Origin of the sequence: Mycolicibacterium aubagnense (assembly GCF_010730955.1) — a bacterium.
GTDB lineage: Bacteria > Actinomycetota > Actinomycetes > Mycobacteriales > Mycobacteriaceae > Mycobacterium > Mycobacterium aubagnense.
In genome coordinates, this window is sequence record NZ_AP022577.1 from 4,943,526 (window position 1) to 4,965,135 (window position 21,610).

22 protein-coding genes, 1 tRNA gene and 3 pseudogenes are annotated in these 21,610 nt (G+C 61.2%); 19 read left to right on the plus strand and 7 right to left on the minus strand.

Features of this window, described 5'->3' with window-relative positions:
- The first annotated feature begins 20 nt into the window (after window positions 1-20).
- Window positions 21-698: a DUF8548 family protein gene (locus G6N59_RS23690; RefSeq protein ID WP_138229276.1), complete on the plus strand. Its 678-nt coding sequence runs from the start codon at window positions 21-23 to the stop codon at window positions 696-698.
- Window positions 699-781: 83 nt separating this feature from the next.
- On the opposite strand, the gene G6N59_RS23695 is transcribed toward G6N59_RS23690, so the two are convergent.
- A complete protein-coding gene (locus G6N59_RS23695; protein WP_138229277.1) occupies window positions 782-1,480 on the minus strand; it encodes a DUF2637 domain-containing protein in 699 nt (232 codons plus the stop codon).
- Between the two features lie 113 nt (window positions 1,481-1,593).
- Here G6N59_RS23695 and G6N59_RS23700 point away from each other — a divergent pair, with 113 nt between their 5' ends.
- Complete coding sequence (locus G6N59_RS23700; protein ID WP_138229278.1) at window positions 1,594-1,788, plus strand: hypothetical protein; 195 nt, start codon at window positions 1,594-1,596, stop codon at window positions 1,786-1,788.
- Window positions 1,789-3,815: 2,027 nt separating this feature from the next.
- On the opposite strand, the pseudogene G6N59_RS31945 reads toward G6N59_RS23700, so the two are convergent.
- Together G6N59_RS31945 and G6N59_RS23705 are read right to left on the minus strand one after the other, a co-directional pair.
- A pseudogene (locus G6N59_RS31945) lies at window positions 3,816-4,145 on the minus strand (hypothetical protein); the annotation flags it as partial.
- 30 nt (window positions 4,146-4,175) lie between these two features.
- The gene (locus G6N59_RS23705) at window positions 4,176-4,460 is read right to left on the minus strand and encodes a hypothetical protein (protein ID WP_138229281.1); all 285 of its coding nucleotides are present in this window, start codon (window positions 4,458-4,460) and stop codon (window positions 4,176-4,178) included.
- A 26-nt stretch (window positions 4,461-4,486) separates the two neighbouring features.
- Here G6N59_RS23705 and G6N59_RS23710 point away from each other — a divergent pair, with 26 nt between their 5' ends.
- The gene (locus tag G6N59_RS23710) at window positions 4,487-4,654 is read left to right on the plus strand and encodes a helix-turn-helix domain-containing protein (protein WP_234884113.1); all 168 of its coding nucleotides are present in this window, start codon (window positions 4,487-4,489) and stop codon (window positions 4,652-4,654) included.
- Between the two features lie 81 nt (window positions 4,655-4,735).
- Here the strand turns inward: G6N59_RS23710 and G6N59_RS23715 are convergent, their stop codons facing one another.
- Complete coding sequence (locus tag G6N59_RS23715) at window positions 4,736-5,812, minus strand: hypothetical protein (RefSeq protein WP_138229282.1); 1,077 nt, start codon at window positions 5,810-5,812, stop codon at window positions 4,736-4,738.
- 163 nt (window positions 5,813-5,975) lie between these two features.
- Window positions 5,976-6,045: transfer RNA gene (locus tag G6N59_RS23720), tRNA-Thr, on the minus strand.
- Between the two features lie 102 nt (window positions 6,046-6,147).
- Between G6N59_RS23720 and G6N59_RS23725 the strand changes: the two are divergent.
- The 10 genes and pseudogenes from G6N59_RS23725 (at window position 6,148) to G6N59_RS23770 (ending at window position 14,168) form a co-directional block, all read left to right on the plus strand.
- Window positions 6,148-6,615 (plus strand): annotated as a pseudogene (locus tag G6N59_RS23725) (recombinase family protein).
- A 176-nt stretch (window positions 6,616-6,791) separates the two neighbouring features.
- Window positions 6,792-7,457, plus strand: a complete 666-nt coding sequence (locus tag G6N59_RS23730) for a hypothetical protein (protein WP_163911658.1) — start codon at window positions 6,792-6,794, stop codon at window positions 7,455-7,457.
- Window positions 7,458-7,582: 125 nt separating this feature from the next.
- A complete protein-coding gene (locus tag G6N59_RS23735) occupies window positions 7,583-8,053 on the plus strand; it encodes a hypothetical protein (protein WP_138229284.1) in 471 nt (156 codons plus the stop codon).
- A 39-nt stretch (window positions 8,054-8,092) separates the two neighbouring features.
- Window positions 8,093-8,296: a hypothetical protein gene (locus G6N59_RS23740; RefSeq protein WP_138229285.1), complete on the plus strand. Its 204-nt coding sequence runs from the start codon at window positions 8,093-8,095 to the stop codon at window positions 8,294-8,296.
- A gap of 259 nt (window positions 8,297-8,555) precedes the next feature.
- Window positions 8,556-9,787, plus strand: a pseudogene (locus G6N59_RS23745) (IS256 family transposase).
- 165 nt (window positions 9,788-9,952) lie between these two features.
- Window positions 9,953-10,654, plus strand: a complete 702-nt coding sequence (locus tag G6N59_RS23750) for a hypothetical protein (protein WP_163911661.1) — start codon at window positions 9,953-9,955, stop codon at window positions 10,652-10,654.
- Window positions 10,655-10,959: 305 nt separating this feature from the next.
- Window positions 10,960-11,517: a hypothetical protein gene (locus G6N59_RS23755; protein WP_138231941.1), complete on the plus strand. Its 558-nt coding sequence runs from the start codon at window positions 10,960-10,962 to the stop codon at window positions 11,515-11,517.
- A gap of 242 nt (window positions 11,518-11,759) precedes the next feature.
- Window positions 11,760-12,362 (plus strand): hypothetical protein, encoded by a 603-nt coding sequence (locus G6N59_RS23760; RefSeq protein ID WP_138231940.1) that lies wholly within the window; start codon window positions 11,760-11,762, stop codon window positions 12,360-12,362.
- A gap of 258 nt (window positions 12,363-12,620) precedes the next feature.
- The gene (locus G6N59_RS23765) at window positions 12,621-13,703 is read left to right on the plus strand and encodes an IS110 family RNA-guided transposase (RefSeq protein ID WP_170212436.1); all 1,083 of its coding nucleotides are present in this window, start codon (window positions 12,621-12,623) and stop codon (window positions 13,701-13,703) included.
- 201 nt (window positions 13,704-13,904) lie between these two features.
- Window positions 13,905-14,168: a hypothetical protein gene (locus G6N59_RS23770; RefSeq protein WP_138231938.1), complete on the plus strand. Its 264-nt coding sequence runs from the start codon at window positions 13,905-13,907 to the stop codon at window positions 14,166-14,168.
- A gap of 433 nt (window positions 14,169-14,601) precedes the next feature.
- Here the strand turns inward: G6N59_RS23770 and G6N59_RS23775 are convergent, their stop codons facing one another.
- Window positions 14,602-15,195, minus strand: a complete 594-nt coding sequence (locus G6N59_RS23775) for a hypothetical protein (RefSeq protein ID WP_163911664.1) — start codon at window positions 15,193-15,195, stop codon at window positions 14,602-14,604.
- On the opposite strand from G6N59_RS23775, the gene G6N59_RS23780 reads away from it, so the two are divergent.
- From G6N59_RS23780 to G6N59_RS23805, 6 genes are all read left to right on the plus strand, one after another.
- Window positions 15,188-17,434 carry a hypothetical protein gene (locus tag G6N59_RS23780; RefSeq protein WP_138231937.1) on the plus strand — a complete coding sequence of 749 codons (2,247 nt, stop codon included), beginning with the start codon at window positions 15,188-15,190 and terminating at the stop codon, window positions 17,432-17,434. The two genes, G6N59_RS23775 and G6N59_RS23780, sit on opposite strands and share 8 nt — an antisense overlap.
- A gap of 246 nt (window positions 17,435-17,680) precedes the next feature.
- On the plus strand, window positions 17,681-18,238 hold the full coding sequence (locus tag G6N59_RS23785; RefSeq protein ID WP_407665780.1) for a recombinase family protein: 558 nt from the start codon (window positions 17,681-17,683) through the stop codon (window positions 18,236-18,238).
- The gene (locus tag G6N59_RS23790) at window positions 18,222-18,386 is read left to right on the plus strand and encodes a hypothetical protein (RefSeq protein WP_163911667.1); all 165 of its coding nucleotides are present in this window, start codon (window positions 18,222-18,224) and stop codon (window positions 18,384-18,386) included. Before G6N59_RS23785 ends, G6N59_RS23790 begins: the two co-directional genes overlap by 17 nt.
- A gap of 52 nt (window positions 18,387-18,438) precedes the next feature.
- Window positions 18,439-18,648: a hypothetical protein gene (locus tag G6N59_RS23795; protein WP_138231936.1), complete on the plus strand. Its 210-nt coding sequence runs from the start codon at window positions 18,439-18,441 to the stop codon at window positions 18,646-18,648.
- Window positions 18,649-18,937: 289 nt separating this feature from the next.
- On the plus strand, window positions 18,938-19,174 hold the full coding sequence (locus G6N59_RS23800; protein ID WP_138231934.1) for a hypothetical protein: 237 nt from the start codon (window positions 18,938-18,940) through the stop codon (window positions 19,172-19,174).
- Window positions 19,175-19,335: 161 nt separating this feature from the next.
- Window positions 19,336-20,466 carry a hypothetical protein gene (locus G6N59_RS23805; RefSeq protein WP_138231933.1) on the plus strand — a complete coding sequence of 377 codons (1,131 nt, stop codon included), beginning with the start codon at window positions 19,336-19,338 and terminating at the stop codon, window positions 20,464-20,466.
- A gap of 73 nt (window positions 20,467-20,539) precedes the next feature.
- Here the strand turns inward: G6N59_RS23805 and G6N59_RS23810 are convergent, their stop codons facing one another.
- The gene (locus G6N59_RS23810) at window positions 20,540-21,496 is read right to left on the minus strand and encodes a hypothetical protein (RefSeq protein WP_138231932.1); all 957 of its coding nucleotides are present in this window, start codon (window positions 21,494-21,496) and stop codon (window positions 20,540-20,542) included.
- Window positions 21,497-21,610 lie beyond the last annotated feature (114 nt).

Here is a 21,610-nt window from a genome sequence, read left to right on the forward strand (position 1 = left end):
ATTGTGCGATTCTTTCGGGCATGGCGGAGTTCGCTGAGCATGTCCGGCTGGTGGCAAGCCGGTGTGAGTCGTTTCGGGAGTCGAAGGCCCCGGAGGGTTACCCGGACAGTTTGGCGCTGTGCATCGTGGACTCGGTGCAGTCGACGATGGTCAGGTACCCGACTGTCGAGAATGTGATCAGCAACTATCGCGCCTACCGCCGCGAACGTGGCGGTGACCCGAACAAGGACAGCGCCGCTGACCTCGCCGCTACCTTCGATCAGCTGAACGGTCATGAGGCTTGGGCGAAGCGCATCGGCAACGGCAACAGAACGTCCACAGCCAAGGGCGCTCCGCTGAAGGCCTACGCGATCGAAAACGAAGCCAGAGCAATGATCAACGTCGACATCATCACCGTCCAGGACCTGCGGACGGCCGCCAAAGACCCCGACCAGCTCGCGCGGGTGAAACAGGAGTGGCTCAAGGTTCCGGGGCAAGGCCCTGGGGTCACATGGCACTACGTCCAGATGCTGGCAGGCATACCAGGCATCAAGCCCGACCGGATGATCATGAGGTTCGTTGCCCACGCATTGGGTGTTCCGCTCAAGACGATCACCCCGTCGTTCTGCGTCAAACTGCTGACAGCTGTGGCCGATGAGCTGGACATGCCAGCGACCGCGCTCGACCATGCGATCTGGAGCTACCAACGCACCCGGTGACACCGCGCCCACCCCGGCTTGTCGCGACGACCGCGCCCTCTGGGGCCCGCGCGGCGGCGAAGCCGAGGCCGTCTAGGGAATCGTCACGCGACGGCGGCGAGCTGCCGGTGCTCTGCGGCCGCATCAATGATCCGCGACGCGACGCTGTGGTGAATGCCGACCTGTTTGGCAATCCGATTCAGTGGGTGGCCCTGCCCGTGGGCGGCAAGAACCTCCGTGACGGTATCCACCGGCTTCCGAGTCGCCTTCTGTGCGACGAGCTGAACCGCGAGTTCGCGGATTGAGCTGTCCGCGATTGACGTTGCGCTCTGAGCCTTGGGCGGAGCCGCGTCGTCGCGCACCCGCGTTGCCGCAGTCGCGGGAGTCGCCTTGGTGGTGTCGCGGTGCGGAGCTGGGGTCACGGTCGCGCTGCGAGTTGCGGTAGGTACCCGACCTGCTGGTTTATCGCCAACCGCGACGAGCGCCAGCGTGGCAACGCCGATCGCCAGGTCGATGACGAGCGGCAGGACGAGGGCGAGGCGCGGTTGAATGCCCGCGATTACCGCGAGGTCGCGTAGCGCGATGAACGACAGAACGAATGCACCGACGGCGAGGGCGGGCGCGACCGCCGCGACCCACACAGCAAGCCACCGGTTGTCGTGCGGTGCAGTGAGCCAGGCGTGGGTCGTGTTGCCTGCCAGGGAGACGCAGGTCGTGAGGATCAGCCAGGTCCAGAAGAAGCGGATGGCGCTTCTGCGGTGGCGTGCATCGATCTCGACGGCCGTCCTGGTCGTGGGTGTCATCGCTGGCCCTCCGTGAGGATTGTGGGCGTTGTTCCGGCTCACCCTTTACTCAATCGTGGGCAGGCCATCTTCCAAGGTGTAAGCAAGAGTTACTGATGTGGCGAGGAGGAACTATGGCCCTGGACATGAAATTGCTCAGGCAGTTGTCACTAGAGCTTGGGTTTTGGCCCGCAACAGCCGACCCCGAGGACATCGGACGCCACCGGCGTCTGAACAAGGCCCTCGAAGCTGCGCCCAGCCCGGAGAAGGTCGCGCGCAAGTTTGCGCATCTGCACACCCCGCGCGGTCGACTGCATCATGAGCGCTGAGAGAGGTTGGATCGGCCAACCACAGCCCACAGTCGACTGGCATGAGTCGCACGCCTCGCGCATGGCTGACAAGGTTTCGAATTCACCTCCGGTCGACGACCAAGTGAAAAATGAAGAGCCCGAGTTGTGAGCGCTCACGCTACTCCCCAACACCGTGACCAGCCCAAATGCATTGACCGCCGGGCCGCTAGACGTAGCAGTGGTGTAACCAACTGATATGAAATCCCACGGGAGCAGCCGCTGCCGAGCAGTGTCTGTCACCGAGGTGCACACACGGTCAGCCAGCCTCGTTCGGAACCATAAAGGTGAGAACCGAAGGAGGCCAAGGTGAATGCAGCAATTGTCGGAAGCCGGGAGCTGGCGAATTTCCTGGGGGTGTCCCCGTCGACAGAGCGCCGTAAGAGGATGAGCGGCCAGTCGTGGCCCCCTCATTTCTCTGTTGGCCGGAAAATCTGTTACACGAGTTCATCTGTGGCCCAATGGATTGCCGAACAGGAAAGCAATAAGGGCAAGTAAATGAAACCGATAATCAGGCACCGGCAATGGGCCAACACCGTTCAGGAGGCTCTGGAGCGCGACGCCGACAGGGACAAGCCTCGCGGGCGCTACGCCCTGCCCGCGAGGCTGTTCGGCCAATCACCCACTGCGCCACCGACGCCTGTCCCAACTACTACCGATGGCCGCACCGTGGTCCCTTCGTGCACCTCGCCGGTGGACCCGGTCACCGAGTTCGCAGGGCCGAGCCCGACAGCGACCCGGTTTTCGATGGTTCCTAACCCCAGCGACCCTGCAAATGATGTGATCAATTGGGCCGCATTCGCGCCGGACTCGCTCAACGATCCGATGGATCCGAACGACCCCGGCGGCTTGACTGGTTAGGGGGGTGGTCCGACCTCGAGGCACTCCGCAATCAGCACGCCGCCGACGCTGTAGAAAGCGCCTCGACTCCCAGGTCGAAAAGCGCCGACTCGATGTCCAAATTTAGCGGTTCCGCTGGCCATCCTGACCGGAGTGCCAGCGTCAGCCGGACCGCTGCCACCTGACCGGAGTGCCAGCGGTACTTGCACTGCTTTCCTGACCTTTCTCACCACCTCATCTGCCAGGAACGATGGAGGATCCGACCCACCATTTCCCCAGCGAGGCCAATCCTCGTTGGCAACCGGCCAAGTAATTGTCCTGATTGTGCGGCACAGGTCCTGGATGCAGGACAAGGCTATTCGTGTATACGCGTTCGGCCTGCCAATTCTGAATGCACGCTTGAGTGGGCTCCATCCCGTTGTCCACGAGGTGGTACGCGTAGCCCAGGTTCTCCACTTCGACGTTTTCCCTGGCCCCAGGGGTCGGCCTATCGCGTCGTAGTAGCCGATGTCGTAGGACTGATCGGAGTCACCGGTCGCGACGCCGGTCAACCCCACCGTCGTCGAGCCCACCCAGGCGACCGCGAGGCTGACAGCGCACACAACGAACTGCCGTCTCCGGGTTCGGGCATTCATGACCATGACTTCTCCTTCAGGTCCTTCAGATGGTTCGGGCTGGGCGACTTCAGGCAGTCCACAGTTCGGCCTTCCTCGCGGGCAGTAGCAATCACGGTTGATCCACGCCGTCTGCCCGAAGCCTGGTGTGAAACTGCGAGATCGTCGGTGTCCGCACCTCTTCCTCGAACGCGCAGCAAACCACGAGAGCAATATCCTAAATTGGGATATTGCTGGTGGCAAGGTGCGCTGGCTGGGTGGAGAAGTCCATCTACTCGGAGCAGTACCAGCAGCTGTGCACGCTGCTGCGTGAGCTGCGCCGAGAGGCCGGACTAACTCAAGTTGACGTCGCCGAGCGGCGAGGTTCCGCAGTCATTCGTCAGCAAGTACGAGATTGGCGAGCGCCGTCTCGACGTGGTCGAACTGAAGCATGTTGCAGAGGCCCTCGGCACCACTTTGATCGAGGTAGCCGCACGGTTGGATCGAAATCAGGACTAGTAGCTCCTGATCAGCACAGCTGGCCGCTGGTGGTCTTCATGTCCATGGGCGGCATGGTCATCGCCGGGTGGTCAGTCCGGCTTGAACCTTTACCAGGTGAGCATGTCGTGCAATCGGAGGTCGGTGACTGCCTGGAGCGCTCAGACTCGCGATGGCGGGTGCTCGTGGACACGCTGCCGCAACTTGGCCAGGGCGTCGGCGCTTTTCAATAGATCGTGCCGAATGGCCGCCCAGTACATTTGCGGTACCCCGGTTCGCATAGGCCTTAGCCTCGTGGGTAGCGGCGTCTCGGTATGTGCGGACCAATCGACTGTCCAGGATCGGAAACTGTGCTGGCCGCTTGAGATGAAGCACCTTACTGACCTTGGCCATGCCCACACCCTTGGGGGCTACGGCGGTGAAGTGCCTGTAAAAGCCCTACAGGCCGTCGGATTCTCCTGGGTCGGCTTCATGGAGGCTGGATTCGGTGGAAGTCCACGGCGCTGTCGAAGCCTGGGAGATGAACCAGTCACCTTCGCGGGCGCTGATTCGTGAGCTGACGGCCCGGGTGCCCCGGATTTCGTCGACGGAGATTGCGGTCGGGTGGCCGGGACCTGGGTAGTCGTAGATGGTGGGCGTACAAGCGGGGTAGTGCTCCAACCGGGCCAAGGCAGCATCGAGTCCCATGGTGCGGCCTGCGATTGCAATCGCGTTGTTGCCCATCCGGGCATGCTGCACGAACACCCAGCGTGTTCGCGGGCGTTTCGGCGCGGCAGCGCCTTTATGGCATGCGCAGCGCCTACTTCGGCGCGGTCGAGCGCGGCGAGCGGAACCTGACGCTGAAGACGCTGGAAAGGATCGCTGAATTCGTCGGCGTCGACCAGCGTGATCTGCTCAATGAGCCGCGACCTGACTGAGTCGCGGTTCCTGCCTTCGCGATTGGACACTCGTCAGCGCGCTCTCGGCTGGCGTCCTGAAGAACGATGGCGACAGCACCGCTAGGAGTGGGCGGCGAGAAACTCGGTGATCATCTGGTCGAGTGCTTTGTCCTTCTTCAGCCCTAGACGGTCAGCGGCTTCTTCGAATTGGCGCACCAGCTGGGGATCGGCGTTGGCTGCGATCGGCTTACGCTGCGCTGGTGGTAGGGGCTGCGGTGTCAGCAGTGCGTCACCAGGAAATTCGGTTAGCAGCTGCAGGTAGTTGGCGTGGGTGGGGATCATGTTGTCGCCGTCTTGGTACCACTTCAGCACCTTGTTCTTCGCCGAATTGCGGGCGATCCCGCGCATCTTGTGGACGTAGTCCTGGCGCATCCGTTTGAGGTCTGCGAAGTATTCCGACCGGATCGCCTCTCGATCGCAGCCAAGCGCTGCTGCCAAGGCGTCCCTGTAGTACTCCTCCCACTCGGTGTAGATGTGTATCACCCACTGTGCGGCGAACTGCTTGAGGATCGGTGCTTGATTTTCTTCAGCTCCTGGACCGAAACTCTCTTGGATGGTTGTGATGCCCGGATCAACCATGGCCAGGAAGACCGACATGCTGATGGCTGTTTTCGACGGATTCTCAACCAGCTTCAAGCTGTCGAGGTCCAGGAACTGTGCCGGGCGTTCGGTCGCCTTATTGATCGACCGAGTGCGCTCCTGACGCTCCTTGTCCACGATCTGCATTGCTCCCTGATGACCGACGCGGGCCACAAGAACTGATGTCTTGAGCAGCTTCTCAAGGTCGGCGACCAACTCCTTCGGCGTGCGCAACCCGATCTCCAGTTCGCGACGTGCCTCGATAACGACGCCCATAAACCGATCTACCTGGGGGCCTGCGGGTTGGGTGAAGTCAAATTCCTTGGCTGCACGGGTGACCCGCTCCATGACGGAGTAAAGGTCGGAACCTTCTACAGGGAGGTCGGATTCCCATGCGTCATTGAAGTCTTTGGTGAGGACATCGACGATCATCGGAAAAGCTTGTCTGAACTGGGCATACCCGGGCTTTATGTATTCAACAGGCACCATGATGCATCGCCGTTTGGTCTCGATCTCGCCAAGGAGTTTGTCCCACCGCTCAATAGCTGTTGACGCCATAAGCTTCACGGTATCTTCAGGGCCTGACAAGGTGGCCAGCTTCAATCGCCATGTGCATCCGGGGCCTGTGCCCCGACTGCGCGGTGCCGGGGCACTCACGATTGGCTCAAAACAGAAGAGGCACGGAGCGCGGGTATGCAGCTCGACGTGCCTCTTCTCAAGCCGCCGACGGGACTCGAACCCGCAACCTCCCCTTTACGAAAAGGGCGCTCTATCCGTTGAGCTACGACGATCTTGTGGACCATACGCTCCGACTATGGGCAGCCGCCAGCATCTGCGACTCGCCGATACTAGGTCAGGAGGCTGCCGGTGTGGTGAAGGCCTTCCAGGACGTGATGTCCGGTGCCCGTGATGACCGCCCGGGCCTGGCTGAGCTGATGGCCTACGTGCGTGAGGGCGACATCGTGGTGGTGTAGAAACTCGACCGGCTGGGCCGGAACACCCTGCACATCCTGGAAACCGTCAAGGCGCTGACCGACCGGGGCGTCACCCTGGTGTCGGTCACCGACGGCATCGACTCTTCGACCGCCGCCGGGCGCATGATGATCGGCGTCCTGGGTGCGCTGGCCAAGTACGAGCGGGAGCTGATCAAGGAGCGCACGGCCCTGAAGCGCGTCACCGCCCGGGCCAACGGCACCAAATTCGGTCGGCCCCGGAAGGTCCAGAACCTTCAGGATGTGGCCACCGCCATTCGGGATGAAGGGCGACGGCCACACGCCCCACACATCGCGAAGTATCCCCGAGAACATCGCGAAGTATCTCGGTGTCAGCCGGGCGACGTTGTACCGGTATCTCGGCGATGATGTTGCCTAACGGGATTGCTGTGGTCTTTGAGCAGAATGCGTTGCCCTCGGGGCGTGTTGTGTCAGCGATCTGGGTATACGCCGTCGCGGTGTCGGCTAGCATCAAAGCAGCATCCGCCCAGGGAGCTCGGGGGGCTCGGGGGCTCATGCACACGACCAATAGGGCGGTGTGGCTCATGACCACTGCGACTGGATTCCAGCTCGGGGCTAACGAGAATCTCGCACTCGCGCAGGCAATTTCGAGCTTCCAACGTCTGATTCTGCTCGATAACGCATGGACAAGTACCGCGGACTCGATCGAACAAGCGACAGATCAGGATCAGGCGGTGCTGGCCGCGCTAGTCGCATCAATGTTGCAAGAACTTGAGCACGCGCTCGTGGGAGCCGCCTGGCTGCAAGACTTTGTGGTGCAACGGGGAATTGGTCGAGTGCGCGACGCCGCTTTGGCGGCGGCGAAAGATCTACCCGATGGCATCGCGTCGGTGATCGAGGATGTCGATGCTGTGTACGGTGAGCAATTCGGGCAATTCACAGAAGACTGTTATCGCAGCCTTAGTAGCGGCCTCGGGAATCAGCGCAGGGCACTTGTCCAGGAGTTGGCTCGGCTCCTCACCGGTGAAACAAGCGACGGCGATCTCTTCAAGAACATACTTTGCGGTATCTCGGCTGGCATGACGGTCGGCGGCCTGATCTTCACTGCGGTCCCACCACGTCACAGGACCGATCATTGTTGGTGCAGGGGCTGTGGCGCTGGGCGCGTTCAAGTGCGATCTTCACAATCTTTCCGAAAAGAAGAAATGGCGGTTCACGTAACTGGTCCGCGGTCTCCACGTTGGCCATGACTGTCAGGGATCGTGCAGAACGAAGGTTTCCGGTTAGGCTGATCCTTGCTTCCGTCAATTCGGTCGCCGATGGACCGCGGTCTGCGATCCTATGAGCCGTGGCTACATTGGCAGAATTCGCGCCGATGATCGGCGTTGTTGTCGGAGCCGCTGGCGTTGCCTTGACCGCCTGGATCGGCGATAGCAGGAAGTCCAAACGCGAAGACGTCGTCTTCTGGCGGACCGAGCGCCTCGGCACCTACGTCGAGTTCGCGGCTGCGACGAAGCGGTACGTCGCGATCTTGTATCGGGTTGCTGGACACCGCGGCGTCGACTCGTCCGCGCAATCCCTCGCGCTCGACGCTGCGTTGCCACTGTTAGCGGAGGCATTTCATCGTCGTGATGAGGTGTACGAGCGTGTGCTGCTCATCTCTCGGTCAGACGCGATCACGACCTGCGCTAAGGCATGGGTCGCCAAGATCTACGATCTGCGCGCTCTCCTCGACCGGCCTGAACTTGGCGAGCCCGAATGGAGGGCTGCCGTCGACGAGGCCAATGCTCGACGCGCGGAGTTTCGCGATGCGGTCCATCACGAGATCGGGATAGATGGCAACTAGCGCAGTGCGCGATTCCGGGTCCGCCGACACTGACGGAGCATGAGACGGCTGCCCGACGACCCCAAGCAGTTCAATGAGCTGTGGAACAAGCTCACGCCAGAAGAGAAAGACTGGCTGTACCCCCAGGGCCACAACGTCGGCAACCATCCAGGCTCGCGCTTTTTCGACGGCGCCGACCATTTGGGCGTGCGACGACTGCAGCTGCACTCCGGCCTCGGATTGTTTGTACGCTGTCGCCGATAGGCTCCTGTCATGCGGGAAGCTTCAGGGTTGAGCTGATGGCCATCCTCAACGACGACCAGCGACGGCTTCTCAGCTACGTCCGGGCGTCCAACCATGGTGGGTACTCGCCGACGCCGAGCCAGGTGGGTTGCGTCCATCAAGGTGGTGTACGAGTCGGACCTGATCAGCGGTACCGGCGTGTCGTAGCCGAGTGATTGAAGGTCATCGCGTGATTCTTCGAGAGACCGTCCAAAGTCACTCGAGCAAAGGAATCGACGCGATGACCACTGCCCACAATATCGATCTGCCCACTGTGCTGGCCGAACGACTCACCACTGCCCATCCCGACGTGCTGCGCGAGCTGCTGGCCACGTTCATCCACACCTGATGGGCGCCGAAGCCGACGCCCTATGCGGTGCCGGCTACGGCGAACGCTCGGCTGAGCGCACCAATTCCCGCAACGGCTACCGACACCGTCAATTCGACACCCGTGCAGGGACTTTGGATCTTGCGATCCCGAAGCTGCGGCAAGGATCCTACTTCCCGGACTGGCTGCTGGAGCGCCGTAAACGCGCCGAGCGGGCCCTGACCACGGTGGTGGCGACGTGTTACCTGCTTGGTGTCTCGACGCGGCGGATGGACAAGCTGGTCGAGACCCTGGGCATCACGTCGTTGTCGAAGTCGCAGGTGTCGGTGATGGCCAAGGAACTCGACGCCGCCGTGGAGGCGTTCCGGACCCGGCCGCTCGATGCCGGCCCGTATACGTTCGTCGCTGCGGACGCTCTGGTGCTCAAGGTGCGTGAAGCCGGCCGGGTGGTCAACGTGCACGCCCTGATCGCCGTCGGGGTCAACGCCGAGGGCTACCGCGGATCCTGGGAATCGATGTCACGACCGCTGAGGACGGGGCGGGCTGGTTGACGTTCTGGCGGTCGTTGACCGCCCGCGGCCTGTCCGGGGTCAAACTGGTCACCAGCGACGCCCACGCCGGGCTGGTCGCCGCCATCGGGGCCACCCTGCCCGGAGCGGCGTGGCAGCGCTGCAGAACCCACTACACGACCAACCTGATGTCCGTCACTCCCAGAGTTCGTGGCCCTGGGTGCGCACCCTGCTGCACTCGGTGTTCGACCAACCTGACGCTGAATCCGTTGCTGCTCAATATGATCGGATCATCGACGCATTGTCCGACAAGCTGCCCAATGTCGCCGATCACCTCGAAGCGGCGCGGCCGGATCTGCTGGCGTTCACCGCGTTCCCCAAGCAGATCTGGCGCCAGATCTGGAGCAACAATCCCCAGGAACGACTCAACAAGGAGATCCGCCGGCGCACCGACGTCGTGGGCATCTTCCCCGACCGCGCGGCCTGATCCGTCTCGTCGGAGCAGTGCTGGCCGAACAACACGACGAATGGGCCGAGTCGCGGCGCTACCTCGGCCTCGACGTTCTGAGCAAATCACGCACCGTCAACGACACCCCAACCGAACAGGAGGCTACCCCCGCGGCACTGCCCGCCTGACCCAACTACCTCGAAGAATCACACGACGACGTCATACACCACGTCCCTGGACTTGACCGCCAGGTGACCGAATGGGTCCTGCGCCCGAGTCTAAGGCCGGGGAAGGTCACAACGAGGACCTATGGCATCCCCACCGCCTACGAGACGATGCGGATGGTGGACGAGATGCGTACCGCCAACCTGCACGATCTCCTCAGGCCCGGGCTGCGCACCATTGAGGAGCGTGAGGCCGACGAGACCCTGGTTGAGCAGGCGCAGCGGTTCGGGTGGGTCGCGGGGACGCCGACCGGCTCTGGCGTCGTACTGACCGATCTGGGGCGTGCGCTCCTACGTGCGGACACGGCGCAGATGGTGGGCTCGGAGGTGGTCGTCCTCGACGGTGATGGGCCCCTCGCCTGGAGTAACGCCGTCGCCGCCATCGCTGATGCCGGTGAGTGCATGATCGTCGACCCGTACATGAAGATCGAACAATTCCTCGACCTCCTTCAGTACACCAACACGGCCCGCGTTCTCATGCGTCGGCCCGACAAGAAGCGCGACCTCGTGGCGTGGCAGGTGTGCACTGCCATGCCCGATACAAAGGTTGAGGTGCGCGTCGCGGATCGCAAGCTCCTGCACGATCGGTACATCGTCGGGGACACCGCTGTGTTCACGCTCGGGTGTTCGTTGGAAGGCGTTGGCCGCAAGCCCACGACAATGACCCAGCTGACGGGCGAGGTTGCCGACCGCATCCGGGAGATCGCTGAGGGGTGGTGGAACGCTGCCGAGCATGTCGGCGAACCGCCTGCACCCGAACAGGACGAGACTGAGCAAGCTGAAGCGGAATCGGGCTGCAATCCCGCCGCTGATGGATCGAGGGGGAGTTGAGCTTCATGGACCTCTCCCCGTGGGCACCGGTCTTATCGCCCGGGGGAACCGTCGGCGTCGCGTTCATTGCCCTGGGCGGGGTTATCTGGACGAATCGCCGCGCAGACACACGCGAGCGGGACAAACACTGGCGTGACCGGCTAGGTCGAGGCCATGAGCTAATTGATCTGGCCTGCACCGGCTACGACGCATCGCAAATCGATTGGGATAGTGCTACCGGCGACGGACTCAGGACGGTGTGCGAGTTTGACCCTACCTGGGTGATTGAGGTCCGCAACGTGTCAACTTGTGAGGTCTAGCGCAGCATGACGGTCGGCGAATACGCGGGCGTGGCACTACAAGACGATGCAGATACCTGGCGCGCCGGGGGTGTATTCCTCCTCCGACACCCGGCAGCACGCAACGCGGTGGTCAAGCTCAACGGGTGGACGTCGTCGGTGGTAGCCGGATCGAAGGCCGTGGTGACTACTGGCCCGTCGACGGCGGTGAACCACACCGGTGCGTTTTTGGCCGCTCTTCTGGCAGCGAATCAAGGCTTGGATTACATGTCGGCGACCGGCCAGACTCACAGCGCCATCGCCGATACCGCCGACGATTCCATCGTGTGGTGGCCCGACGGTGGTGGCGGCGCGGCCATGCGCGCGACATTCATTGTCGGTCAAGGGTTTGATGCAACAGCTACCGCTACGGTCACCGACGCGTCGGGCAACGTGAGAGTTCGTGGTGCAGGTCAGACCCGCTTGCAAGTGGTAACAACAGTTGTCGGGTCGACCAACCTCGATGCACCTTCGGCGGCATTCTTCGTCCAGTCGGCCATCAATGTCTACTGCACCAGGAAGCCTTCGTTGACCAGATGGGTGTGAACCGTACCCACTTCGGTGCGGTTCGACCGTGACGTGCTCGGTGAGGACGTTGCCGATCCCACTAATCGGCCCACGAAGGTATGTTTCCGTGTGCAAGACTTCCATCGATGGCGCAGAAGTGTCGGAGGTCGGTCGCCCGATTGGGCTTGCGGCAACCCACCTGGGCAAGCGAGATTCGCATCGGGAGAATTGCACTGCGATTGCCGAAGCGCATTGGGCGCTGGAGAGCAAAATGGCGGACTATGGTTCGACATCGCGCCAATCGTGTACATGGTCAGCATCGTTTGGTCTACATCGGCGGGATTTTTGCAATTGTTGGCGCTTTGGCTGGTGGCTGGTTGGGCGGCCGTTACACTGAAAATGCAGCTAGAGAACAGATACAAGGCTCAGCGCACCAATCGACTGTGCAATTTCTACTGACGCAGAAGCAGGCGGCGTACACGAAGTTGATCGCCGACGCGATGGCGGTAGGACAACCCACTGCTGAGTACTCTTACGAATTCGCTTCTTCCAGTGTCGAGGACCTTAAATCCGTCGAATTTAGAAAACGTCAGCTGGATGTGTACGACGACATGCGACAAATACGTGCCGACTACGTCGCAGTTGAATTGATCAGTCTCGACGCGCCACATGTTGTAGCGGCGGCATACAATGTTTGGCTCAGCCACGGTCAGTTAGTGACCAATATTGATTCGCTCTACTTGGCGTTTTTCAGTGGTCAATTGTCGGATGTCGACCGTAAGAGGGCCTATGAACTTCCCGCAGATCGATCTCGAGACGCCGAGGCTGCGTTGGATCGTTTCATTGACTTGGCTCAGGAAGATCTGCGGAAGATGCAGTCGTAGCTTCAGCTTCTCGGCGCGCACCTTCTCGCGACGATAAGAGAGGCGTACGCAATTGGACCATCCCTCCACGCTTTGCAGATAATCGGCGTGTCCGAACCATCATCCGCTGACATCTATTTCGACGTTGCGATCAATCGGTCTAGACGGTATGGAGGCGACTTGAGGCCGAAGGCCTCGGGCTGCAATCGGACGTGGGTTGCCGATCACGGGTGAACACTCGCATCGGTAGAGCCACAGTTGCAGATCAGGAGGCCTCCGGTGAGTTTTCACGGTACGAGTGTCGGGTTGGATGTGCATGCGCTTTCGGTGGTTGCGCATGCGGTCGATGAAGAATCAGGGCGTGTTGAGCGGGCCCGGTTGTGCCCCGATCACGGCGAGATCATCGATTGGCTGCATCGCCTGAGAGCACCGGTGCGAGTTGCGTATGAGGCGGGGCCGACGGGGTTCGGGTTGGCGCGTGCGCTGGCCGCTGCCCAGATCGACTGCATGGTCGCCGCGCCATCGAAGTTGATCCGTCCGTCCGGGGATCGGGTCAAAACTGATGCCCGTGATGCAGCGCATCTGACCCGGCTGCTGCGCCTGGGCGAGATCACCGCGGTCACCGTCCCGGAACAGGAAGTGGAGGCTGTCCGCGATCTGGTGCGGGCCCGTGAGGACGCCCGCGCCGATCTGATGCGGGTACGGCACCGGCTCTCGAAGCTACTGCTGCGCCAGGGCCGGGTGTACTCGGGCGGGAACGCCTGGACCGGAGTCCACGAAACCTGGCTGCGGCGTCAACGATTCGACGATTCCCACACCGCCGCGGCTTTCGACCACCACTTCGACGCGGTCCTGTCAGCGACTGCAGCCAGGGATCGTCTCGATGAACAGATCGTCACGGTCGCAGCCTCGCCGCGATGGTCTGATCCGGTCGATCGGCTGGGGTGTCTGCGCGGCATTTCAGCGCTGACCGGGCTGGCGCTGACCGTGGAGATCGGCGATTGGACCCGGTTCACCGGCGCCTCGATCGGCGCTTACGTCGGCCTGGTCCCCACCGAATACTCCTCGGGGGCCTCTCGGGTGCAGGGGTCGATCACCAAGGCCGGCAACGCCCACGTACGTCGATTGTTGATCGAAGCGGCGTGGCATCACCGGACCGACTACCGCAATCCCGGTCCTGCGATGCGGACCCGCTGGGCCAAGGTCGATCCGGCGCTCAAAGCGCGTGGGCATGCCGGCAACCGGCGCCTGCACCAACAATGGTGCCGGTTCAACGAACGCAAAAAGCCGCATGTGGTCGCCAACGTCGCGGTCGCTCGCCAGCTGGCCGGCTGGTGCTGGTCACTGGCGACCCTGCAGTGAACCGGCCCCGATGACTTGATCGGTGTCGGCACCGGCCACGGCGAGGTAGGCGAACCCGAGATCTGCGTTGTAGCTATGAGCAACACCAACATTCACGCGAATGCTGATGTGACGCCCGTCCCTAGAGAGCAGCCACCGTTCGCGCCGAACCATCGTCTTGCGGTACCCAACCCGCGCATATCAGTCTGACACCAACCGTCGTTGACCAACGACCGCCACGAACCGGCTGACACCGATCAAACGAAAGCCGCCCCAGAACACCACTGGGGCGGCTTTCACCTGCCTATTGACAAACGATGCCTACATATCAGCTACGACTACGCCGACGACCAGTCGGGTGAGACCATCTTGTCGAACGAGCCGTACGGCCTGCGCCGGACGGGGAAAATGGGAGCGATTTTCCCCTGGGCCGCTGAGCAGTTGCCCGCCGCAACGGCTGCTCTTGTCGCGGAGAGCGCCCGGTAAATTCGGTCGGGATGACCTTACGTGCCGTTAGACGGCCTTGTCTGCCTCTCAGCTAATTCGCAGGGAAAGCGGCGAGCCTGACATTCAGCAACCTTGACAGAGAGCTGCAATAGTGCTGCGGATTCACTGTCAGTCATGGCGATGGCGTACGGATTAATCCGTTCGGACGACACATTTCTCTCGCATAGATCACTCATAGCTTGTATTGTGCTGACCGTCACGTCTAGCGAACTGTCAGGTGTTAGCTACCGGCCTGGCAGACAACACGAAATATTGGGGAACCTGTGGCTGCCAACCGTTCCGTGCGCACTTCCCGTCAGTCCACGGGTCGCCACCGTGCCCAGAAGTCACCTCGGCAACCGTATCTCTGGCTCGGTGCTGGCGCGATCACTCTCGGCATAGGCGCTGCCGTGGCGGGTGGCACCGCCGTGGCCTATGCAGATACCACTGATGGAACAAAGGGCGCGACTGCGTCACCGTCTCCGGCGACCACACCGAAGAAGACGTCAACTAGGACAGAAGGCCCTGCAGTAGCGGATTCGAGCACCCAAGCACCAACGCCAACCACACCGAAGGGCACGACAGCGGAGAACCTGAAGACGCCGAAACCAAAATCGCTGGCAACGACTCCGAAGGGCACGGCGACTAAAGATACAACAGCCGCACCAAAGACTGTCCAAACACCAAAGCCAGCCACTGCAGTCGCGCCCGCAATTTCTCCTGCACCCGTCGTGGCACCAAAATCCGAAACATCACCAACGCCCGCCACTGCAGTATCGCAGGCAGTAGTACAGTCGCCAGCAAAAGTAGCCGCAGTGGCGCCAGCAACCGCGACAGTGTCACAGCCGAGCGTGACGACACCAAGTACGAGCGCGGCATCGGCTACAGCGGGTAGTCCGTCTATTCCGTCTAGTCCGACTAGCCCCGCACCCGGAGTTGTCGCCACCGTCGCACTGATTGGATCGACAGTCATACCACAGTCGGCCGCCGCGACTGGATCGCAATCTTCGCCCACACGGGTGAACACGACGGCACTGGATGTTACGCCGACAGCCGCGACGAGCACGGCAAGCACAACCAATGCGCCCGCGTCTGTGCCTCTCGACAATTACGCGGCCGGTTCTATCGTGCCGGTCGGCAATTACGTGTACGTGCCGACCGCCAGTTCGGTGGATGTGATCGATCCGTCCAAACAAACCGTGGTGACAACCATTCACCTGTCGGCTGCGCCTGGAAATGCGGTGTCCAGCCCCGCATCAAAAGAGATTTATATCGCCACAGCGGCGAATAATGTTGCTGTAATCAGTACCGTCTCGAACACGCAGGTCGCCACTATACCGCTGACGGGTAGCGGGCGTTATGGGCTATACGCTAACCCCAACGGCAAAGAAGTATATGTCGCCGACTCCGCGGGCGGTCCAATTTCCGTCATTGATACGGGCACTTACGCGGTGAGCCCACTGACCGCGACGTTCCCCAACAGCGGAACGCTTCCCGTCAACGCCGGTTCTTACACAACTATCGCTGTGTCGACGGACGGCACGAAACTACTCGTCGCGCAGGGTAACACTAATTTGCCCACGCTGACGGTCGTGAATACATCAACACGTGTAGTGAGTTCGACTGTCACCCTTCCGTCTGGGGGCTGGGGGTACGACATTCTCGCGTCACCGACGGACAGCAATACAGCATATGTCGTCCAATCCTCAAATGGTCACTTCAATTCAGTGGTTTCAGTGGTCAATCTGTCATCCGGTGCTATTACCGATACGATTCAGCTGAACGGGTTTGCTGGTCCGAGCGCGATCAGCCCCGATGGAAAAACGGTCTACGTGGAAGACGGACTGAACTCAGGCATATATATAGACAGTATCGATACCACTTCGGGCACCATCGCAGGCAGTATCTCGAAGGTTGGCAACGGGATTGGCCAACTTATTGCTGATCCGACCGGAACATACCTTTACTATCCTGGGTTTTGGGATTCAAATCCGAATACAGTCTGGCAGGTGAATCTCGCAACGAAGACGACATCACCCATCGACTTCGCGCAACCGACACCGTTCATCGGCCTTAGCCCCGACGGCTCTAATCTATACGCAATTACAAACTCCGGGAACACCACGAACAACGCACTGTACATCTATAGAACTGGCGTCAGTACGTCCAGTGGCGACACGGGGAGCGGCGGCTCGACAACTGCTCCTGTGTTCCTGCCGTTACAGATGTACGAGAATGGTAAGCCAGATCCAAGCGGTGGCCAGCCAGAGCTCAACATCTCCGCAGGCGGTGGCCAGTCGATACCAGTGATCGTCGACACGGGCTCTGCCGGGCTGGTTGTGGATGCGAAGTACGTTCCGTCGGCGCTTCTACGAGCGAGTGAGGCAGATCCGAACCTCCAAGTGAGCGGCTATTCATATGCCGGGAAGAACGGAAGTCAAATATATTACAGCGGCTACACGGTACCGACGACGGTCACTGTCGGAGGTGCGCCGACCGGGAATTCCCAGTGGCCGGGGCAGGTTACCACCGGGAATACCGACGTAGTCGCTGCTACCAAGGTCTGGACGATGGCTCCTTCCCCAGGTTTATTGGGCGGTCTACAATACTTCTTCTTTAATTTCATTCCATATATTTTCACTGGCTTTAACCCCGTTCACCTCAGGAATTACACGACCCTGTCCGCTCAATTCCCGGGCGCGGACGGCATTATGGGTATCGGACCTAATGCAGTCGGGCCAGGTCCTATTGTGACGGCGGCGCTACCAGGTCATCTCGGCGCTGGTGAACTCATTGCAGTCGGCACGACCGCATCGTCCAACTACATCGCTTTCGGCACGTCGCAGGATTTTGGCCTCGGATCAGTCACCGGCGCGGAGTCTGCCCCAACTACACCGGTGGAGGTGGCGGTCACGAAACCGGGCCGGGTTATTGGCTTTACACCGAATATCGAAGCGATTTTCGATTCGGGCGGCAATGTCGGAACGATTGCGTCGTCGCTTGTTCCGGGGCTCAGTGTCGGTTCGCAGGTGCCCGCGGGTTACACCATCACGGTCTCCACTACTGGCGGTGCCCCCATCTACTCCTACACAACGGGCAGCAATGACGGACCAATAGTCGTTTCGGGCTCCGATTTCAATACTGGGATCATTCCGTTCGACTATGCCGACTACGGCGATCCTCAGGCGCCGTACCAATACCAGGGTCTCTACATCGACAACTCCGGCAATGGCACACTGATAACCCCATCAAGGGTACAGGTCTAGCGCGGTTCGCCCCGCGACCACAAGCGAACTTTTGAGGCAGCCTCCGCGCCTACTCGCCGAGTGGCCATGCCCGTAGCGTTCGGGCCGCTGTCTATCACGGGTCTAGCCATCTGAGACAGTCGGCTCGCCTGCATCCTCCGCCTAAATAGGGTCTATTGCGAATTGATCGACAGTAGACTAAAATAGATCTTAGACCTTAAATAGACACCGGGGGTGCGAGTGGGCAAAGGGCAGACCGTCGGCTACGTGAGGGTCTCCACCGTCGACCAGAACACAGAAAGGCAACTCGACGGCCTGACCCTCGACAAGCGGTTCGAGGACAAAGCCTCCGGCAAGAACACCAGCCGCCCGCAGTTGCAGGAATGCCTCCGGTTTGTCCGCGAGGGCGACACACTCGTCGTCCACTCGATGGACCGCCTCGCCCGATCGCTCGTCGACCTGCGGCAGATGGTGGATGACCTGACCGGTCGGGGCGTCGCGGTGCGGTTCGTCAAGGAGGGTCTGACGTTCACGCGTGACGACGCCGACCCGTGTTCGGTGCTTATGTTGTCGATCATGGGCGCCGTCGCCGAGTTTGAGCGGTCGATGATCCGCGAGCGGCAGCGGGAGGGCATCGCCGTCGCCAAGTCCAAGGGCGTCTACAAGGGCCGCAAGCCGTCTCTCGGCGCCGATGAGGCTGCTGCTGTGGCTCGCCGACTGAGGAACGGCGAGTCCGCCTCTGCCTTGCGGGATGAATACGGCGTCAGCCGGGCGACGATCTACAACACGGCCAAGAAGTGGACGCCAGATGCTGCCCAAGCGTGACAAATCAGCGGCAGATGATGTGACCAACGAACCGCAGGACGCCGTGGACGTGGGTCCGTACGAGCAGTGGCTGCAAGACGCCTATGCCGACCACCAGCCCGGTGACGACAAGTGGCGACCGCCGGTTGATATGTACGACGAGTGGTGAACCCGCACGCGGTGATGCCCCAGGACGTCCACTGTGAACCGGCGGTGCTGATATGAGCAAAGAGAAGTACCGCGACATGGGGGGCAACGTCTACACCCGCGAAGAGCTGGAGCAGGAGATGCTCGACGACGCCACCGGTGTCCCCGCCGAGAACTTCGTCGGTGGCAAGTTCGACTTCGACGCATGGCTGGGCGAAGAACTGTCGATGGGCTCCATCATCTGCATCGAGGATGAGTCAATGCGCGCTGATGTGCCTTCATGAGCGGCAGAGGCAAGTACATGCCCGATCCCGAGGGACCCTACGACTGTCTTGACGAGGATTACGTCTTGAGGCCAGAGGCTGAAGAAGAGATCACCGAGTGGAGCCGGTCAGCAGATCCAGGGTGGGACTACTCGGAAGATCGGCCCCAGCTGACGGTGGTCGATGCCCCGGATGACGACGATGGAAGCTCCGATTTCATGTGCGCCCGATCGGGTCCGCGGCCCTGAGGCTCATCGCCATCCACTCACGGCCACCTAGGCATTCACCAGCGAGAACACGAGGTAACGCCATGAGCGATGAAGAGACGTTCCTGCGCGGTGACCAGGTGGTGACCCGCTCCGAGCTGCAGCGCGAGATCGAGGCAGAAGCCGCCGACGAGCCAGCCGAGAACTGGCGGCTCGGCGAATTCAACTTCAATGACTGGCTTCTCGAGAGCCTGCAGGTCGGCCTCCTCACACGCGTGGACGTCGATGAGGAGCCCGGTGACGAGAAGTTCCGCTCGTCGATTGAGAAGTGCGACGAGTGATGACTCCGCGTGTCGACCATCTGGACTTCTGCAGGACCAGCGGACCGGCCGCTGTCGCAGGCGACGAGGAAGTGCATGCGTGACTGTCACCGGCCATTTGGCTGACGTATTGGAGCGTGTTGACAGCGCCCGGTACTGCGGTCTTTCGATTACTTCGTCAAATGGCGATCACGCAAGTCGAGAAACGTAAGTGGCTAGAAATGCTGCGTGAAACCCGGTTCGTTCTCGACGCATTGCGCCATCAGACTTGTCAGGCCGTACGGCCGAATACCTTCACCCCTAGTACCCAGAAGTCGCTGTGGCAGGTGCCTCCCGGAAGGCTCGTGCGGAAGTTCGATTCTGAAACTGCGACTGAAACTGCGACTCTGGGCCCAGAGCTGGCATCTGCGTTGTCCAGCGCCGTCGACGAGGTCCGCAGCTTTCTCGACAGTCCTCAGCCGTGGACAACGATGCAAGTCGCTCAGGATCTAACGCGCGCAGTACCTGTGATCGACGCGTCGATTGATGCCGTGGAGGGCGTAAAAGTGAACGACGAGAAGCCATCCGACGTGGTGGACGAACTCGAACGCGATTATTTGCTCTCACTCGCGGTGACGTTGACCGGCCAAGGGACCATCACTCAAAAGTTGTTCGAGTGGGAGGGCGGAAACAAGGGCGATTATCTGGACATTGCGACATTCCGACTAGTTCGCGACGGTGGCCCTGGGCGGGTGCATATGCGAGATGTACATGAGGCCACCGACGCGGGCATGACGACCTTCCTTTTCGGGAAGGGGTTTTCCAGCTTCGACAAAGATCCGCAAGTTCAGCGGATGCTGTACAGCCAGTGGTTCACGTACATGTACGCGGTATGGGAGGAGCAATATCGACTGCGACTGGCGAACGCCCATGGTGCTGACGCCGACGGCGAGCCATGGACGCGTTTCGACATCAGCCACCAATTGTTCGGCGACATCCGCAACATCCGGAATGATGTCGTCCACAAGAACGGCGTCGTCGATGCCAGCGCAGATAACAGTCTGCTCACCTGGTTCGGAGCAGGGAAACGGCTCGAAATTCAGGCCGAGCGAATGCTGTCGCTGGTGACGATGTTCCCACGCGAGGACCTGCTCGCAACACCAACGAGAGCGCAGCCGGGCAACCCGCAAAACCTTCCATGGCCCGTTGCCCCTGAACTTGTCGACGAGATCCGCCAACTTGCCGATCAAACAGGGTTGACCCGAAAACAGAAGAAGGACATCGGAAATGAAGCCCTCAGGCTGTGGATCGCTGCACGCAAACCAGTGACGTGACTGGCGTTAGCCGCGCCGACATCTTGCGTCTCGTCGGCTGACCCCAGCACGGAGCCGGGTGTCGAGTCGGCGATTACTCGAATAGCTCTGTAGACCACGCGGCGATGGTGGGCTCGAACCGCTCAGGAAGGTGGGACCCGGCGGGGCGCGCCCCGCCGGGGGCTCGCGCCGCCGCCTCAAACATGCACACTGCGCATTCGACGATGTTCAAGGTGACGGCGAGGGCGTCGGCGATCAAGGTGAAAATGGTGCCGCCCCGGGTGTAGTCCGTCATCCATTTGTAGCCGTGGATGAAGCTGGAGCCGTACGAGTAGAGGGACCGCGCCGGGTTCTCCAAGCCGTGGTCGGCGATCTCGCCGTTGTCGTGGGCCGGGACGTGGGCATCGACCCATTGCGCGGATTCCCGGATCATCTTGGTGAACGACGGCGGCTTGGCGAAGGTGTACGCCGTCTTCGCTTCGGCGAGCATCCCGCCGAACTTGCGCCGATGCTCGGCGTTCATTGTCAGGAGCTGCGCTGGGTACCGGGTCGGGTTGCCGTCCTCGTCCTCCTTGCCGATCAACAGGAACCGACTCTGCTGCTCCAGCTGCTCCATTTCCTCTGACATGCACCGGTCTCGCCGGACCTCGCGTGACGGGTCTCTGAGCAGCCAGATGGTCAGGGCAGCGCATTCCATTGCCACCCGGCACAGTTGCAGCACCTCGGCGACGTGCGGCTGCCGGTGCGACTTGCGGCGGGCCACTAATACCCCGACGGTGTTTATGCTCTCGACGGCGCTCATCGCCGGAAACAGGGCGTGCTCGGTGACTGCCTGCGGTCCGGCCAAAGTCAGAGGGTATGCCTGCATGAAGGCCGCGTCGTCGTCGGCAAGTGGGCTCAGCGGTTCGGCAGTGTGTGGGTTCAGCGCCCACCGGTACAGGTCACCGCAACGCTGGCCGCGTTCGTCGATGCGACTAAGGACGCCGTTGTGCTTGAAGTTGAATAAGGCCTCGGCTTGCTCGGCAGTCAAACCCATATTCGGGATGTTCATAGCGCCACGCTAAACAGCGGCTACGACAATTCGGGTAGTCGTGGTCAGATCGGCCGGGAGATTGATCAAGGTCTGGAGGCTGTCGGGTTTGGGTACATGATTCCAGCCCTTTGA